The organism is Kitasatospora sp. NPDC057518 (assembly GCF_042802075.1).
GTDB lineage: Bacteria > Actinomycetota > Actinomycetes > Streptomycetales > Streptomycetaceae > Kitasatospora.
Window position 1 is genome coordinate 1 of record NZ_JBHVEU010000774.1, and the last position, 1,637, is coordinate 1,637.

2 protein-coding genes are annotated in these 1,637 nt (G+C 68.7%); both read left to right on the top strand.

The window, feature by feature from the left end; all coding sequences use genetic code 11:
- Positions 1–228: 228 nt before the first annotated feature.
- A complete protein-coding gene (locus tag ACFU7Z_RS39300; protein ID WP_049648988.1) occupies positions 229–849 on the top strand; it encodes an ATP-dependent Clp protease proteolytic subunit in 621 nt (206 codons plus the stop codon).
- Positions 850–905: 56 nt separating this feature from the next.
- The gene (locus tag ACFU7Z_RS39305; protein ID WP_049648953.1) at positions 906–1,568 is read left to right on the top strand and encodes an ATP-dependent Clp protease proteolytic subunit; all 663 of its coding nucleotides are present in this window, start codon (positions 906–908) and stop codon (positions 1,566–1,568) included.
- Positions 1,569–1,637 lie beyond the last annotated feature (69 nt).

Genomic DNA, 1,637 nt, shown 5'->3' on the forward strand with positions numbered 1-1,637 from the left:
CCGTACGGTGTCCGGGCCCGCTGTCGTCCGGCCCGGCGGCCGCCGCGACCCTGCGCTCACAGCGAACAGTTCTGCGTGAGGGATTCTGCGGCCGGGCCTGCGCGTTAGGGTCCTTGGACAGCAACAATCACGACGTGATACCCGGAAGCTGTGCGACACCGCGACGGCCGTGGAGCGACCGTCCAAATCGACTGAGCAGGTGGCTAAGTGACGTTCCCGCAGATGCAGATGCCTGGCCCGATGGCACCGCACGCCGCCGCTGGTGACGTGCTCGGCGGCCTTGGCGACCAGGTCTACAACCGGTTGCTCAACGAGCGGATCATCTTCCTCGGCCAGGCGGTGGACGACGACATCGCCAACAAGATCACCGCGCAGCTGCTGCTGCTGGCCGCGGACCCGGAGAAGGACATCTTCCTCTACATCAACTCCCCGGGCGGCTCGATCTCGGCCGGCATGGCGATCTACGACACCATGCAGTACATCAAGAACGACGTCGTCACCATCGCGATGGGCATGGCGGCCTCGATGGGCCAGTTCCTGCTCACCGCGGGCGCCCCGGGCAAGCGCTTCTCGCTGCCGAACTCCACGATCCTGATGCACCAGCCCTCCGCGGGCCTCGGCGGTTCCGCCACCGACATCCGGATCCAGGCCGAGCAGCTGCTCCGCACCAAGAAGCGGATGTCCGAGCTGATCGCGCACCACAGCGGCCAGTCCTTCGAGCAGATCACCGCCGACTCCGACCGCGACCGCTGGTTCACCCCGGAGGAGGCCCTGGAGTACGGCCTCATCGACGCGATCATGCACAGCGCCGCGGACGTCCCCGGCGGCGGCGGCACGGGCGCTGCCTGAGCCTCGGCCCGGCCCGCGACACCACAGCCCCAACGCCTCGGAGGACAAGGACCCCCATGAACATCCCCAGCCTGTCGGCCGCCCAGGCCCGCGTCGAGGACATGCGCGCCGAGGGCCGCTACATCGTCCCGCGCTTCGTCGAGCGCACCACGCAGGGCATCCGCGAGTACGACCCGTACGCCAAGCTGTTCGAGGAGCGCATCATCTTCCTCGGCTCGCAGGTCGACGACGTCTCGGCGAACGACATCATGGCGCAGCTGCTGTGCCTGGAGTCGATGGACCCGGACCGCGAGATCCAGATGTACATCAACTCGCCCGGCGGCTCGTTCACGGCCCTGACGGCCATCTACGACACCATGCAGTACGTGAAGCCGGACATCACCACGGTCTGCATGGGCCAGGCGGCCTCCGCCGCGGCCGTGCTGCTCGCGGCCGGCACCCCCGGCAAGCGGATGGCGCTGCCGAACGCCCGGATCCTCATCCACCAGCCGTACACCGAGACCGGCCGCGGCCAGGTGTCCGACCTGGAGATCCAGGCCAAGGAGATCTTCCGGATGCGCGAGCAGCTGGAGGAGATGCTGTCCAAGCACTCCAACCGGACGGCGGAGCAGGTGCGCGAGGACATCGAGCGCGACAAGATCCTGACCGCCGAGGAGGCCGCCGAGTACGGCCTGATCGACCAGATCATCTCCACCCGCAAGACCTCGCTGACCTCCTGAGGTCGGCTCCCTCCGGCCCGCGAGCGGGTCGGCGGGGCCCGTCGGGGCGGGGTGCGCACACGGGTGCGC

What these genes read in the sequence shown, in the direction of transcription:
- ACFU7Z_RS39300 (WP_049648988.1), top strand. Translation starts at nt 229, where the DNA reads ATGCCTGGCCCGATGGCACCGCACGCCGCCGCTGGTGACGTGCTCGGC.
- ACFU7Z_RS39305 (WP_049648953.1), top strand. Translation starts at nt 906, where the DNA reads ATGAACATCCCCAGCCTGTCGGCCGCCCAGGCCCGCGTCGAGGACATG.